General features: G+C 47.2%; 13 protein-coding genes and 1 pseudogene. 5 read left to right on the top strand and 9 right to left on the bottom strand.

The window, feature by feature from the left end:
- Window positions 1-226 precede the first annotated feature (226 nt).
- Window positions 227-1,042, bottom strand: coding sequence for a response regulator (locus tag ABN764_RS03820; RefSeq protein ID WP_268626740.1), 816 nt, complete (start codon window positions 1,040-1,042; stop codon window positions 227-229).
- Entirely contained in the window at window positions 1,026-2,630 is a 1,605-nt protein-coding gene (locus ABN764_RS03815) for an ATP-binding protein (RefSeq protein WP_268626739.1), read from the bottom strand. Before ABN764_RS03815 ends, ABN764_RS03820 begins: the two co-directional genes overlap by 17 nt.
- 86 nt (window positions 2,631-2,716) lie before the next feature.
- On the opposite strand from ABN764_RS03815, the gene ABN764_RS03810 reads away from it, so the two are divergent.
- On the top strand, window positions 2,717-3,751 hold the full coding sequence (locus tag ABN764_RS03810; RefSeq protein ID WP_446670971.1) for a DctP family TRAP transporter solute-binding subunit: 1,035 nt from the start codon (window positions 2,717-2,719) through the stop codon (window positions 3,749-3,751).
- Between the two features lie 107 nt (window positions 3,752-3,858).
- Window positions 3,859-5,136: a dicarboxylate/amino acid:cation symporter gene (locus tag ABN764_RS03805; RefSeq protein WP_446670970.1), complete on the top strand. Its 1,278-nt coding sequence runs from the start codon at window positions 3,859-3,861 to the stop codon at window positions 5,134-5,136.
- A 202-nt stretch (window positions 5,137-5,338) separates the two neighbouring features.
- Here the strand turns inward: ABN764_RS03805 and ABN764_RS03800 are convergent.
- Window positions 5,339-5,554, bottom strand: a pseudogene (locus ABN764_RS03800) (hypothetical protein); the annotation flags it as partial.
- A gap of 153 nt (window positions 5,555-5,707) precedes the next feature.
- Between ABN764_RS03800 and ABN764_RS03795 the strand changes: the two are divergent.
- Window positions 5,708-6,388, top strand: coding sequence for a DUF4386 domain-containing protein (locus tag ABN764_RS03795; protein ID WP_446670969.1), 681 nt, complete (start codon window positions 5,708-5,710; stop codon window positions 6,386-6,388).
- A gap of 202 nt (window positions 6,389-6,590) precedes the next feature.
- On the opposite strand, the gene ABN764_RS03790 is transcribed toward ABN764_RS03795, so the two are convergent.
- The 3 genes from ABN764_RS03790 to ABN764_RS03780 form a co-directional block, all read right to left on the bottom strand.
- Window positions 6,591-6,791 (bottom strand): tautomerase family protein, encoded by a 201-nt coding sequence (locus ABN764_RS03790; RefSeq protein ID WP_174809326.1) that lies wholly within the window; start codon window positions 6,789-6,791, stop codon window positions 6,591-6,593.
- 140 nt (window positions 6,792-6,931) lie between these two features.
- Window positions 6,932-7,192, bottom strand: a complete 261-nt coding sequence (locus tag ABN764_RS03785) for an NAD(P)-binding domain-containing protein (RefSeq protein WP_446670968.1) — start codon at window positions 7,190-7,192, stop codon at window positions 6,932-6,934.
- On the bottom strand, window positions 7,131-7,520 hold the full coding sequence (locus tag ABN764_RS03780) for an NADPH-dependent F420 reductase (RefSeq protein ID WP_446670967.1): 390 nt from the start codon (window positions 7,518-7,520) through the stop codon (window positions 7,131-7,133). The genes ABN764_RS03785 and ABN764_RS03780 overlap by 62 nt, the downstream gene beginning before the upstream one ends.
- A gap of 171 nt (window positions 7,521-7,691) precedes the next feature.
- On the opposite strand from ABN764_RS03780, the gene ABN764_RS03775 reads away from it, so the two are divergent.
- Window positions 7,692-8,015 carry a GerAB/ArcD/ProY family transporter gene (locus ABN764_RS03775; RefSeq protein WP_446670966.1) on the top strand — a complete coding sequence of 108 codons (324 nt, stop codon included), beginning with the start codon at window positions 7,692-7,694 and terminating at the stop codon, window positions 8,013-8,015.
- A gap of 270 nt (window positions 8,016-8,285) precedes the next feature.
- On the opposite strand, the gene ABN764_RS03770 is transcribed toward ABN764_RS03775, so the two are convergent.
- The 3 genes from ABN764_RS03770 to ABN764_RS03760 all read right to left on the bottom strand — a co-directional run bounded on the left by ABN764_RS03770 (window position 8,286) and on the right by ABN764_RS03760 (window position 8,953).
- Entirely contained in the window at window positions 8,286-8,612 is a 327-nt protein-coding gene (locus ABN764_RS03770) for an NIPSNAP family protein (protein ID WP_446670965.1), read from the bottom strand.
- A gap of 87 nt (window positions 8,613-8,699) precedes the next feature.
- Complete coding sequence (locus tag ABN764_RS03765) at window positions 8,700-8,852, bottom strand: tautomerase family protein (protein WP_446671328.1); 153 nt, start codon at window positions 8,850-8,852, stop codon at window positions 8,700-8,702.
- Window positions 8,804-8,953, bottom strand: coding sequence for a hypothetical protein (locus ABN764_RS03760; RefSeq protein ID WP_446671327.1), 150 nt, complete (start codon window positions 8,951-8,953; stop codon window positions 8,804-8,806). The genes ABN764_RS03765 and ABN764_RS03760 overlap by 49 nt, the downstream gene beginning before the upstream one ends.
- A gap of 182 nt (window positions 8,954-9,135) precedes the next feature.
- On the opposite strand from ABN764_RS03760, the gene ABN764_RS03755 reads away from it, so the two are divergent.
- The gene (locus tag ABN764_RS03755) at window positions 9,136-11,706 is read left to right on the top strand and encodes a helix-turn-helix domain-containing protein (RefSeq protein WP_446670964.1); all 2,571 of its coding nucleotides are present in this window, start codon (window positions 9,136-9,138) and stop codon (window positions 11,704-11,706) included.
- Window positions 11,707-12,474: the final 768 nt, after the last annotated feature.

Raw genomic sequence — 12,474 nt, 5'->3', positions numbered from 1 at the left:
GAACTTGTTTTATCCTTTAAACGTTAGCAAGAAATTCTACATTATCCTCTTCATCTCCTATCGTAAGTGTTAGCGCAATATTAACATACCAGATATTTCATTGCAATAAGAAGTGGCAGCATTTAACCTGTATAAGTCATGAGTAATTAGCCCCCATCCTCTTCGTTGTTACATTTTCATTTGTAATTTTAATATTCACGTAAAAGGCGTGTTTCGGATTATTTGGTCATTTTGGTCTTGAATGAAGCACATACCGATTAATTGGTCGCCCTACGCCTCCATAACTCACCTCTAGGCAGACATATCCTATCTTTGACAAATAATCAAGGTATCTTCTAGCTGTTACTCTCGCAATCCCAACCCCTTCGGCTGTTTCTTCTGCGGATAGCTTCCCACCTTTATCAGCCATGACTGCAAGCACTTGTTTAAGTGTTACTGGATTTAATCCCTTAGGCAGTTCTTCCGTAGGTATAAACAATTCAGCAGGTGATGATGATTCGATAATGTTCTTGTCTCGGATTACACTCTGCCCTAAACTCTGCTCTAATAGAGGAGATCCATCGTTCACAGTGCTATCAGTTCGGATCTCATCTCCCATTTGCAGAATACGATCAAGCTGCTCTTGGGTAACTGTATGATCGTCGGTTAACGTCTCGTATCGATCACGATAACGTTCCAATGTCCGTCTAACCCGCTCTAGTTTAAATGGCTTGATAATATAATCTACTGCACCGTTTCGCATCATCGCTCGTAATGTTTCCGTCTCTTTAGCAGCCGTAACTACGATCACATCCACTGGTAGATCACGCGCTCTAATTTCCTGCAGCGTACTAATTCCATCAAGTGAAGGCATAAACACATCCAGAAAGATAAGATCCGGCTTCAGTTCTTCGATCATCCGCAATCCATCCAAACCGTTGCCTGCCGCACCAATCACTTTATAACCGTTCACCCGTTCGATGAACATGCGGTTCACTTCCTGAACCATTGGATCATCTTCTATCAATAATACTTGCACGAAATGCTTACATTGCTCCTGCATCTCTTGTCGCCTCCTTCATCGGAAAAACGATTTCCATTGATGTTCCGAGTCCTGGGGAGGATTCACACCGAAGCAGCCCTTTACCTTTTGCAATAATCCCACTTATCAGAAATAGGCCTATCCCTCGATGCTCTCCATTTTTCGTCGAGAAGCTGCGTTCCAGCATTCTTGCTTTCGTGTCTTCTGTCATACCACAGCCATTATCCTCAACTAAGATCGATAAATAATCTTCATCTTGTCCAATGTACAGATACACTGTCTTCTGATCAACCTCGATATTGGAAAGTGCATCAAATGCATTTTCAATCAAATTGCCTACCAGAAGCACGATATCTCGCCGATCAAGCGAATCTGGAAATTGACGCAAGCCGCAATTCGGATCGATGATCACATCTATATCAAGCTCATGTCCGCGACTGATCTTACCAAGCAGTAAGCCTGCAACTCCATCATCCTCAAAATGCTCCTGCATAAATCTTGTTGTCTCTTCATGTTGATCAGATACCTCAAACAAATATCTTAATGCTTCTTCATGCTTTCCAAGCTGGAGAAGCCCCGCAACGGTATGCATTTTATTCATATGCTCATGATTTTGGGCTCGCAAGGCATTCACAAATTCTCGCACGCCTGTCAGTTCTTCTGCCATCTGCGTAACCTCCGTGCGGTCTTGAAAAATCGCTATGGCTCCCTGTGTAACACCCTGCTCGATTATGGGTATTCGATTGCTCCAAATGAGCGTATCGCCAACCAGCAATTCGTGGTTCAAGAGCGGCATCTTTACCTTAAGTACTTCAGGCAAGCGAGAATCTGGAATCACATCCCAAATGTTCAACCCAATAACATCCTTGGACACACCAAAAATGCGCTTAGCCCGTTCATTGAAAATCGTGATTCGCTCCTTGCTGTCGATGGCGATTACGCCTTCATGCATAGCTTGGAATGCAGCCGTATGTTCACGAAACATTGTGGCAATTTCATGCGGCTCTAGATTATACATCTCTTTCTTGATATGTTTCGCAAGCATCGCTGAACCCATCATTCCAAACGAAAGCGCTAATATTATCATTACCATAACCGATCTGAGTTGCTCGGGAAAAATATCCTTCATTGTTGGCAGAAGTCCCCCTGCCATTACAACGCCAACCTGCTCATGCTTCGCGTTCATGATTGGCACAAATGCCCGCAAGCCAACACCTGCTTCACCTTTTACTTTGGAAACATACATATGCTCAGCAAAAGCTGCATCCGCATCGTCGCCACTAAAATACGTTCCTATTCGATCCGATAGAGGATGTGATAAGCGCTTGCGATTCATATCCAGCACGACGATATAATCAGCCTCATTCAGCATGCGAATTTTGTCAGCAACGGGAGCAATATACTCAGCTCCATTCTGCTTATTGATATATTCTGCCACTCCCGGTAGATTAGCAACGATTTGGGCAGTCGTAATAAGCCGTTGACGTAAGCCTTCTTCTTTGACGCTAGTCAAGCTTCCTAGCAAGACTTCTACACCAATAAGGAGGGAGAACAGAACCAAACCGAATGAAAGTAAAATGATTTTCCAATAGATTCCTATTCGGTTCAAGTCTATTGCCCTCCTTTTCGAAATATTTACCTTTATCTGCTATTGTGCAATAATAGGCCTAAATTAGCAACTAGGAGGAGACAAATTTGAAAGCGATTGCAAGTATTGGAATGTTCATTATTATTGGATTGTTAGCTGCATATCTAGTCGGATATCAGCCAAACTTGAATGAACAGCTCTATCAGGATGATGAACAAACTGGACTTAAGCAACGGATCGTCATCAAATTCAGTCATGTAGTTGCTGAGAACACACCAAAGGGCCTCGCTGCAGCTGAATTCGCTGATCTAGTAAAAAAGAAATCAAAGGATCGCGTCGAGATACAAGTGTTCCCAAATGGCATGCTATATAGTGAGAATAATGAAGTTGCTGCACTTCAGCGTGGTGATATTCAAATGATAGCCCCCTCCTTCTCAACCATGAGCGAGATCGATCCAGCATGGCTAGTCATGGATCTGCCATTTGCTTTCAATGATCAGAATGAGGTTGAAAGCAAGCTGAATGGTTCGCTTGGAGACAAGCTATTCCAAACGCTTAAACCGTATGGCATGAAGGGAGTCGCCTTCTGGTCCAATGGCTTCAAACAAGTGACGAACAATGTACGGCCTATTCTGGGGCCCCAAGATTTCAAAGGACTAAAGTTTCGCATACAGCCAAGTCCATTAATTGAACGGCACATGAAGAACTGGGGAGCGAAGACAAGTGTTATTCCTTTTAACGACGCCTATCGCAATCTAGCCGACGGCTCAGTAGATGGACAGGAAAATACGATATCGAATATCGTAAGCAAACGCCTCTACCAAGTACAGAAATATATGACGATTAGCAATCATGGTTATTTGGGCTATGCCGTTATTTTCAACAAATCCTTCTGGGATAGCCTGCCTTCTGATGTGCAACAGCTGCTCATCGAAGCAATGGATGAAACAACAGAGCAGGCAAATAAGAAAGCAGCTAGAAATGAGTCTCATATGAACGAGATTCATACGAACCAGAATTTACAGATTTCCATATTAACGAAAGAGCAAACAGCGGAATGGAGGATAGCCTCAAAGGAGCTTTATAAAGATTTCGCTTTGAAAATCGGAGCTGATGTAATGAGCGAAATTTCTGGACCTTAAAGACCAAAAAGAACAATATGACCATATGCTTGTCACCTTCTCCCCTCTCTCTTACACTTAGCACATCGAATAAAGCGCTTACAATGGTGAAAGCGAGGGGTAAGAACATGAAGTTAAAAAAAATCATGAAAAACATGACCGTTCAAGTATTATTCGCGATTCTTCTTGGGGTTCTCTTCGGACAATTTTTCCCTAAATATGCCGTTGAACTGAAGGTGCTTGGAGACATCTTTATCAAGCTTATTAAGATGGTGATTGCACCAATCATCTTCTTCACCGTAGTACATGGAATCGCAAGCATGGGCGATATGAAAAAGGTCGGACGCATCGGTGGTAAGGCATTATTGTACTTTGAGATTGTAACAACCATAGCACTTACAATTGGCCTACTTGTAGTAAATATAGTTAAGCCAGGCTCAGGAATTGATATTTCAAAGGCTACAGGTGACGTTGCACAATATGCGGAGAAAGCGCATGATAATAGTGTAATGGGCTTTATCATGAACATCGTGCCTGATAATGTTATCGGGGCTTTTGCTAGCGGTGAGCTTCTTCCGGTATTGTTATTTGCAGTCCTGTTTGGTTTTTCTCTAACCGCTATTGGTGAAAAAGGGCAAGCCATCATTTCTTTATTCGATAAACTCTCACACGTATTTTTTGGTATCGTTACTATTATTATGAAGGTTTCACCAATTGCCGCTTTTGGTGCTATGTCATATACAATTGGCAAATTTGGTCTTGGCTCGTTGTTCACACTTGGCAAGCTGATGGGTTCTGTTTATTTGACCATGTTCCTATTTATAATCGTCGTACTCGGATCAATCGCCAAAGTATTCGGATTCAACATCTTCAAGTTTATCTCTTACATTAAAGAAGAAATCTTACTGGTGCTTGGTACCTCTTCATCTGAATCTGCTCTGCCGCGAATGATGTCAAAGCTCGAGGCATACGGTGCTTCCAAATCCGTCGTGGGACTTGTTATTCCAACAGGATACTCCTTCAATCTAGACGGTACATCGATTTATCTGTCAATGGCTGCGCTATTTGTCGCTCAGGTATCTGGTGTTGATCTAAGCATCTGGCAGCAAATTACCCTTCTGTTCGTATTGATGCTAACTTCCAAAGGCGCTGCTGGGGTTACAGGATCAGGATTTATTACACTAGCTGCAACATTAGCTGCTTTCCCATCCATTCCAATCGCAGGCATGGCCCTACTGCTGGGTGTTGACCGTTTCATGTCCGAAGCTCGCGCAATTACGAATTTAATCGGTAATGGTGTAGCAACCGTTGTTATCGCCAAGATGGAGAATGAATTTGATCCGAATCGATTAGAAGCTGATGAATCTACTGTAAAGAGCGGCAGCGGCAACATTGCCTATAATTAAGGCTCTCAGAAAGAGATTTGCGATTATTTATAATTGTAAAAAAGGATGAGTTTAGATCCATTAATAAATGTGGATCTTGCTCATCCTTTTTGTTTATACGCTGCTGTTTACAATGGTGACGAGAACTTGGTGTAGATAAACAATGGTGTCCAGCTAGGATCCGTAGAGGCAGTGACTTCCATCTTCTAGTTCAGCATCCCCCATCGTTCTCTCCGGCACATCGCATTCCATATTTATTGAGAAAAGCATGTATCGCGTCTTGGGTCTCCTGTCCACCCTTCAACTGAATCAGTCCATCATAAAAGTAAACCATAATTTTATTATGTAAACTATAATGGACTTCCGGATAAGGGCGGATTTCATCTGTGACATCCAACAGCTCCAGACCCATTTCCGAAGTAATATAGTTAGGTACTGAAACCCTGCTGACGCCTTCCCCTCATTGCTTTTACACTCCAACTTGATTGATTCAACTTTGCTCAGTAATTCTTTCCGAACCCTGTCATGTCAGTAAACGATTCGGAGTATTTTGATAGTAGCCCCCACGATAGATATGATAAGGAGGTTCATTATGCTGAGGAGAAGTATACATTCAAGTAGAAGGTCTGCTGTAATTGTAGGGTTGTTATTCATAGTCGGGTTGGTTGCAGGGATATGCAGTGTAGTGCCTGATATTGATGGAGCAGACTACCTGGTCAACGCTTCTAAAAATGAAGGTCAGGTACTGATAGGAGCGTTTTCTCAATTATTAATGGTTGCTGCCTATGTTGGGATTCCGATTTTGCTGTATCCGATGTTAAGCAAGCATAATAAAGGTCTTGCTCTAGGCTCTGTTGGCTTTGGCATCATTTCAGGTGTGTTCATTATGATTGGTGTTATCATTCTTCTGCTGTTACTGTCAGTAAGTCAAGAATTTGCAAAAGTTGATGCTCTGAATGTATCCTATTTCCACACCTTGGGTGAATTGTTGCGGGACGGTCGGGATTTGGTGAACCATGTAGCAACAACACTGGCATTTGTTTTAGCAATGTTCTTGTTTACCTGCATTTTTGTCCAAACCAAAATCGTTCCCCGTTGGTTATCAGTTTCGGGTCTGATTGGCTCAACACTATCTATATTGGCAAGCCTGTTATTTATGATTCGCTTCATCGGTTTGGACTCAACCTATATGATATTGAACGTGCCGATTGCTGTTCAACAATTGGTATTGGCTATATGGCTGATCACGAAAGGATTCAATCGGCCGGAATAGTTTCTGTTGTCAGCAGAAAATAAAGTACTAGACTGGATGTCTATGATCGAGGCGACTTTTCAAACTGTTATAACGTCAGACTCCATATAATAAGTTTTAGACTGACCCTAGAAAATAAAACAACGACAGGCCAAGGATAAGAAAATAAAGTCCTAGACTGTCGCTGTTTCATTGAACTAACGTTCCCAGTGAACGTAATAACTTAAGACTTACTCCTTAGAAAATCGTCTGTCAAAACACCGCTGAACCCCCAATTTTCTTCATCAATTTCTTGAATAACAATATGGGTATGTTCAGGTTTCTTGCCAAGTACATTGACAAGGGTCTGAGTAAATTCTTTAACGATTTGCGCCTTTTGCTCCCTACTAGCACCCTTCGTTATTTGGAGATTTATATACGGCATTGTGGCCCCTCCTTACACAATATAATTGGACTACTTAATTATATACGGAAATAAGTGGAAATAGTTTTAAATTCACCACGCTAATCTGCCCGTTAGCACAATGGATCCTTAAAATATTTAAAACTTCCTTCCCTAACGTCTTAATACCCTAAGGCTGTGTTCCCCCCAAACTCAGGAGCGAGAACGCTCCAAATCGTCCCTATCGCCGTCTCCACCTTCGCCATAGCGTCCGGGCCTCTTACGTCTACCGGATCGAGCCCGATTTCGGTTGCAAGTATGGCGACAGCTGCCACCGCTTCGGGGTCAGCCCCGCTCAAGAAAGCAGTCGCGGTGCCCGCTTCATACCGCGGGTTCGCGAGCACTTCCCAAGGTAGTGTGTGAAAAGCGCGAACTACGCGCATTCCGAGTAAAACGCCGCACCTCCATATCAGCGGATGCGCCATCATATCGGTTGGTGCAGTTAATGAGTATCTTGCCGTCCAGATCTCCCGCCTCGGTAAGTACGCGCTCAACATCCCCGGGCAGTACAGCTAGCAGAATCACCTCGCCGAACGCTACCGCTTCCTTGATCGTGCCGGCTTTCGCGTTAGCACCCGCGACCTGCAGCAAGAGCTTAACCTTTTCGCTATTCGGATCCCGCGAGCCAAACATCACACTATGCCCAATAGCGGCCCATCTTTTGCCTAATGTCCCTCCCATATTCCCAGAACCAATTGAAGCGATTTTCATTTTATTTCTGCCTAATTGTAGAAATCCAATTTCTCTCGCGTCCGCCCGATTATGCTTGCCAGCGCTAAGTACTGAGCCTCCATTTTGGCAAGATGCTCCGAGAGAATTTGCGTTCGGCTAGAGATAACTTCCTTTTCTTCAGCGGTTAACGGGAAAGGCCCAGATCATCAGTTGACGGGCAAGCTGAACTATTCGTTCCTGAGCGTCATCCAATATATCGGCATCGAAGGCTCGTTCGAGCGGCTGGAAGCGATCGCCGTCGCGCTGTGGGCCAGGGGCAATTTCGTTAAAGTGTCGGTATCGCTCTTCATTCTGTGTCTAAGCGTCAGCCTACTGTTCCGCATTCGGAACTACCGCGAGCTCATCGCCCCGCTCACGCTGCTGTCAGCGATCGGCTCGGCCTGGTTCTTCCATAACAGCGGCGAACTCCACGCGTATCTCGTCTTGATCTACCCGACCCTCGGGCTGATCATGCAGAGCCTCATTCCGCTGTAGCTTCTCCTGATCGACTGGGTCAGAAGCAAGGCGGGCGGCATGCAGCGGCGATAGCACAAGGCAACGGCTTGCGCCGCCTGCCGGCTTGTCGCGCTTCATCGCGAAGCCGGCCATAGGGAAGAGCCGGATCGCTGCGAACAGCTTCCGGCTCTTGGCTTGCAGTGTACCCCGCTGCGGTTCGTCATGGATCGGTCACGTTGGACGTACCGTGGGCGTATACGGCGGCAGAATGGTCGTCAAGCAGTGCGCCTTTGTTGGTTGGGACTTCATTCATGACATGGCCGTGAAGAAGGCCGCGTTCTTCATGAACAGGCTTTCCAGCTTCGCCACGAGCGGTCCGTCAAGCTCCGATACCTGTCTGATCGCCAACCACTCCGGATCGTTGCGGAAGCGGTCGTAGTTCAGGTTGCGCGCGTCCATGTCTTCATGCTCGACGAGATAGTACAGCCGATTCGCGCCTTCGTCCCAGTCTTCCCAGAACTGCGTCACGTTCATGCCGTGCTTCACGAACAAAGCAACGACATGATCCCGGAACCGGTCCTGGATCGCCTTCATCTTGCCCGGGTGAATATGATAAACCCGCAATTCATATAACAAAGTTCTCGCCTCCTCGTTCAAATTCGCAAGCATAACGGTCGCGGGTTCCATTTGATTGTCCACGCAAGCGATATCGATTATTACCTACTAATAGGTAGACAACCGACCTCGAAACCGCTCTTTGACATCAACCGTGCGTCCTTCATTGAGGAACAACTGGATAAACATCATGTCCTCCGTTCGCTGTATGTTCAGATACGTGGGATCGTACACCATGCCATAGGAGTCGTGTTCCGTAATGACCTGGAACGGTCGTTCGCCGGTACATTGAGCGTGTCGATCATCGCCTGATACACGATATCCCCTACTTTCTTTTGATACTCCGCTGATTTGCCCTTCATCAATGCGATGCGTACGAATGGCATGCCGCATCCCTCCTTATCGTTTTCCCTTAGTCTTTTCCTCACGCTTACCCGGCGTGTTCGGTATGATTGAATCTTAGCACGATGACGTCTATGCTAAGAATGCAGGCGAGTTCGGTTCGAAGAGTTCGTGTAAGTTCGTGTTATCGGGAGGAGAACTAATGGCGGGTAATCAAACAGAACGGGTATGGCCGGAAGAGATGATTCGCAAACTACGGCAGAGACCGGGCCCAACTGGAAGGGCGAAGCTGCGGCAGATTGATCTGTCCAAGCGGATCGGGGTGGAGACAAGGACGATACAGCAGTGGGAAAATGGCGAACGGCTTCCGAGCGCCCATAATCTGCAACTGCTGATTCAACTCTTTGTAGTTGAACAAAAATTTCTTCGCGGTTCCGAGAGCGCGGAGGCTCAGTTACTTTGGGAGACGGTCCGTCGATTCCATGACGACAGGTCAGGAAATAACCGGATGTATCCCCTCTTTGACGAACAATGGTTCGAGGCGATTCTCGCGGATGCTTCTGCAGGTAGCGATTCTAACGTTCACTCCGGAATCCGATCGGAAGGTTCGCCGGTTCACAGAACCGATGAATCGCCGCGAAATGCAACCGCCCCATACGGGACAACGAATCTACCCAGCAGAATGTCCTCGTTTATCGGCCGCCTCGAACAGGTCGGGGAGATTCGGCAACAACTTGCTGACTACCCCCTCGTCACGCTTGCGGGTGCCGGGGGAAGCGGCAAGACGCGCCTGGCGTATAAGGTCGCCTCGGACGCCTGCCTCTCTTATCCCGACGGCGTGTGGCTGTTCGAGCTCGCTTCGGCGATGGATATGCTCTCGGCGCTGAGAATCATTGCATCGGTGTTGGACATCAAGGAACAGAAGGAACGGCCGCTTATCGAATCCTTGCAGGACCATATCCGGAACAAATGCATGCTTCTCGTATTCGACAATTGCGAGCACTTGATCGATTTCTGCTCTTCTCTCATCGAGCGGTTGTTGTCGGCATCCCCTAAGGTCGCCATTTTGGCCACCAGCCAGGAGCCGTTGAACATCGGCATGGAGCGCGTATGGAGGATTCCGCCGCTCACGTTCCCCACGGAGAATGAGCTGCGGAATCATGCAGCAGATGACGCCATTCTGTCCTGCGAGTCCGTTCAGCTGTTTATCGAGCGCGCGACCGCTGTATCTCCCTCCTTCCGTGTGACGGAAGCGGACGTGAAGATCGTCGGACGGATCTGCGAACGCCTGGAGGGCATCCCGCTGTCCATAGAGCTGGCTGCCGCCCGGACGAACGTGCTCAGTATCGAGCAAATCGACGAACGGCTGTTCGATTTGTTCGCCGTCCTTACAGCCGGGAGGCGAACGGCTGCCCCCCGTCATCAATCGCTTCGATCCACCCTGGAGTGGAGCTTCGCCCTGCTCACGGAGCAAGAGCGGCAGCTGCTGCGGAAGCTGAGTGCTTTTACCGGGGGATTCGAGCTGGACGCGGTCGAACAGATATGCGCGGATGAAGAATCGAACCCGTCGCTCGGACGGTTCGATCGTCAGGAAGCCTTAAACTTGGTTGCTAGCCTATTCAATAAATCGTTTCTTTCTGTTGATTTGGCAAGTAGCGGACCTAGACGCAGATATTCGATGCTCGAGACCATTAAACAATTTGGAATTGAACAACGGGAAAAGCACTGCACGGACGAGGAACGCGAACGGATGATCAGTCGCTTCGTCGAGCACTACTGTCGGTTCGTAAATAGAGCGGAACGGGGATTCCGCAGTCGAGACCGGGATGCCGCATTCGTGGCGATTCGGCGGGAATACGCCAACATTCGCTCCGCGCTGAGATTAGCCTGCGATCATCCGCGGGAGGCGGGAGCTGCAATACGAATGGCGTCCTGCCTCTATTATTATTGGCTGCATGAAGGAACCTTGCAGGAAGGATCCGCGCTGCTTCGAACGGCTCTGGCGACGCACGGTCAAGCTTCCGTTCAAGAACACGTGGTCAAAGCGAAGCATGGTCTTAGCGTGTTGCTATGGGTTATGGGAGAAGTCGAGGAAGCCGAAGATTTGGCCAGACAAAGCGCGGATGAAGCTCGCAAGCTCGGACATCCGGCGCTCCTGGCATCTCAGCTTCGCATGCTGACTCAGCTGGCATCGCGTTCGGGCTTAGGGGACGAAGCGATCCGGTTAGCGGAAGAGAGCGTGCTTCATGCCAGGAATTCAGGCGACGATTGGAGCCTCGCGTCATCCTTAGGTTCTCTGGGCAACATTCTGGTGGTGCAACAGCATTGGGAACGAGCCGAACCCTTGCTCGTCGAAAGCGCCTCTCTATTCGAGAAAGCAAAAGACGATTTGGAGTTGTCGGGACCTTTGCGGACATTGGGATATATCGCGTTAAACCGGCGGAAGCCCAGAGAAGCGTTCGCACTCTTCAAGAGAGGCATCGCCATCTGCCAAACGTATCAGAGAACGTGGTTCCTCGCGCGAGGAGTCGAGGGACTTGCAAGCTCGTTGTGCGGGCTGGGAGAATACCGGGCGGCCGCTACGCTTATCGGAGTCTCCGAGAAATTAAGAGCGAAGCTTGGCTCCGCGGCTCAGCCTCAGTTTCAATTGATTTACGAGCAAGCGAAACGAACCTGCAGGCTAGAATGCGGCGATGAGCCGTTTAACGAGGCCATTACGATCGGAAGAGGAATGACGAGAGAGCAGGCCGTTTCTTATGCGTTAGAAGTATAGGGGCACTCCCGAATGGAATGCACAAATGACGCCTTGCCCTACCGATGGCTTCATGCTTCCACCAGCCTCCTTGAACGCTTGAACGGCAAAATTAAAGGGCTATTTTTCGAGGGTGGCCCTTCGGACTTACATCTGATTCTGCAATGACAAGCAGGAGGCCATCCCGCAAGGAATGGCCTATTCGTTAGGGACGGATTTCGGATGTTTTCTTAAAAATTTCGTTTTTATTACAGCTCCTAGGCGAGCAGAAGCTCTATCTTTGGTTTGCCTATATTTTGTAACCATTCATCAAAAGTTAGCAAGCCGGGGTGTAACTTCCGGACTTCAGCAATATCAATTCTTAGCTCCTCATTATTAATAAAGGAGTGAAATAAGAGTTTATGATAGAATGAATGCATGGTAACGAAGCCCAATTTTCCTTAGATCGCATGCTGCAAGTGAAGGAGCATGCGCTACTTTTTAATCTTCAGGGATCTTCGGCTCAGGCCATTTGAAGTTGTCCAAGGGGTACTGTGACATCACAACATACCCTCGTCTGCGCCCCGCTGGGCTTCCGAAGTCATAGACGTTCAGGCCTTCGCTTGGGCTACGCTCCCCTCCATTATAATCCTTACCAAATATTAATTAAAGAACATACGCGGGTAGCATGTAGTGCTTTTAAAGGAGCCTTATCTTAATCTAAGCACTAAGAAAACACTTAATTTTTCAGTCTAGAACTCTATTTTCTTTTGACATCTGTATCCAATGAAGTTAAAACACAGCCGGCCC

It is taken from the genome of Paenibacillus wuxiensis, from assembly GCF_040195695.1.
In the GTDB taxonomy this organism is placed as follows: Bacteria; Bacillota; Bacilli; order Paenibacillales; family Paenibacillaceae; genus Paenibacillus_B; species Paenibacillus_B suaedae.
The sequence above is the reverse complement of the archived record's forward strand: the minus strand, read 5'-3'. Positions and strand labels throughout refer to the sequence as shown.

Excerpts from the sequence above, each read along its gene's own strand:
- ABN764_RS03820 (WP_268626740.1), bottom strand. The coding sequence starts at position 1,042 with ATGCAGGAGCAATGTAAGCATTTCGTGCAAGTATTATTGATAGAAGAT.
- ABN764_RS03805 (WP_446670970.1), top strand. The coding sequence starts at position 3,859 with ATGAAGTTAAAAAAAATCATGAAAAACATGACCGTTCAAGTATTATTC.
- ABN764_RS03795 (WP_446670969.1), top strand. The coding sequence starts at position 5,708 with ATGCTGAGGAGAAGTATACATTCAAGTAGAAGGTCTGCTGTAATTGTA.
- ABN764_RS03790 (WP_174809326.1), bottom strand. The coding sequence starts at position 6,791 with ATGCCGTATATAAATCTCCAAATAACGAAGGGTGCTAGTAGGGAGCAA.
- ABN764_RS03785 (WP_446670968.1), bottom strand. The coding sequence starts at position 7,192 with ATGCGCGTAGTTCGCGCTTTTCACACACTACCTTGGGAAGTGCTCGCG.
- ABN764_RS03780 (WP_446670967.1), bottom strand. The coding sequence starts at position 7,520 with ATGAAAATCGCTTCAATTGGTTCTGGGAATATGGGAGGGACATTAGGC.
- ABN764_RS03760 (WP_446671327.1), bottom strand. The coding sequence starts at position 8,953 with ATGAAGGGCAAATCAGCGGAGTATCAAAAGAAAGTAGGGGATATCGTG.
- ABN764_RS03755 (WP_446670964.1), top strand. The coding sequence starts at position 9,136 with ATGGCGGGTAATCAAACAGAACGGGTATGGCCGGAAGAGATGATTCGC.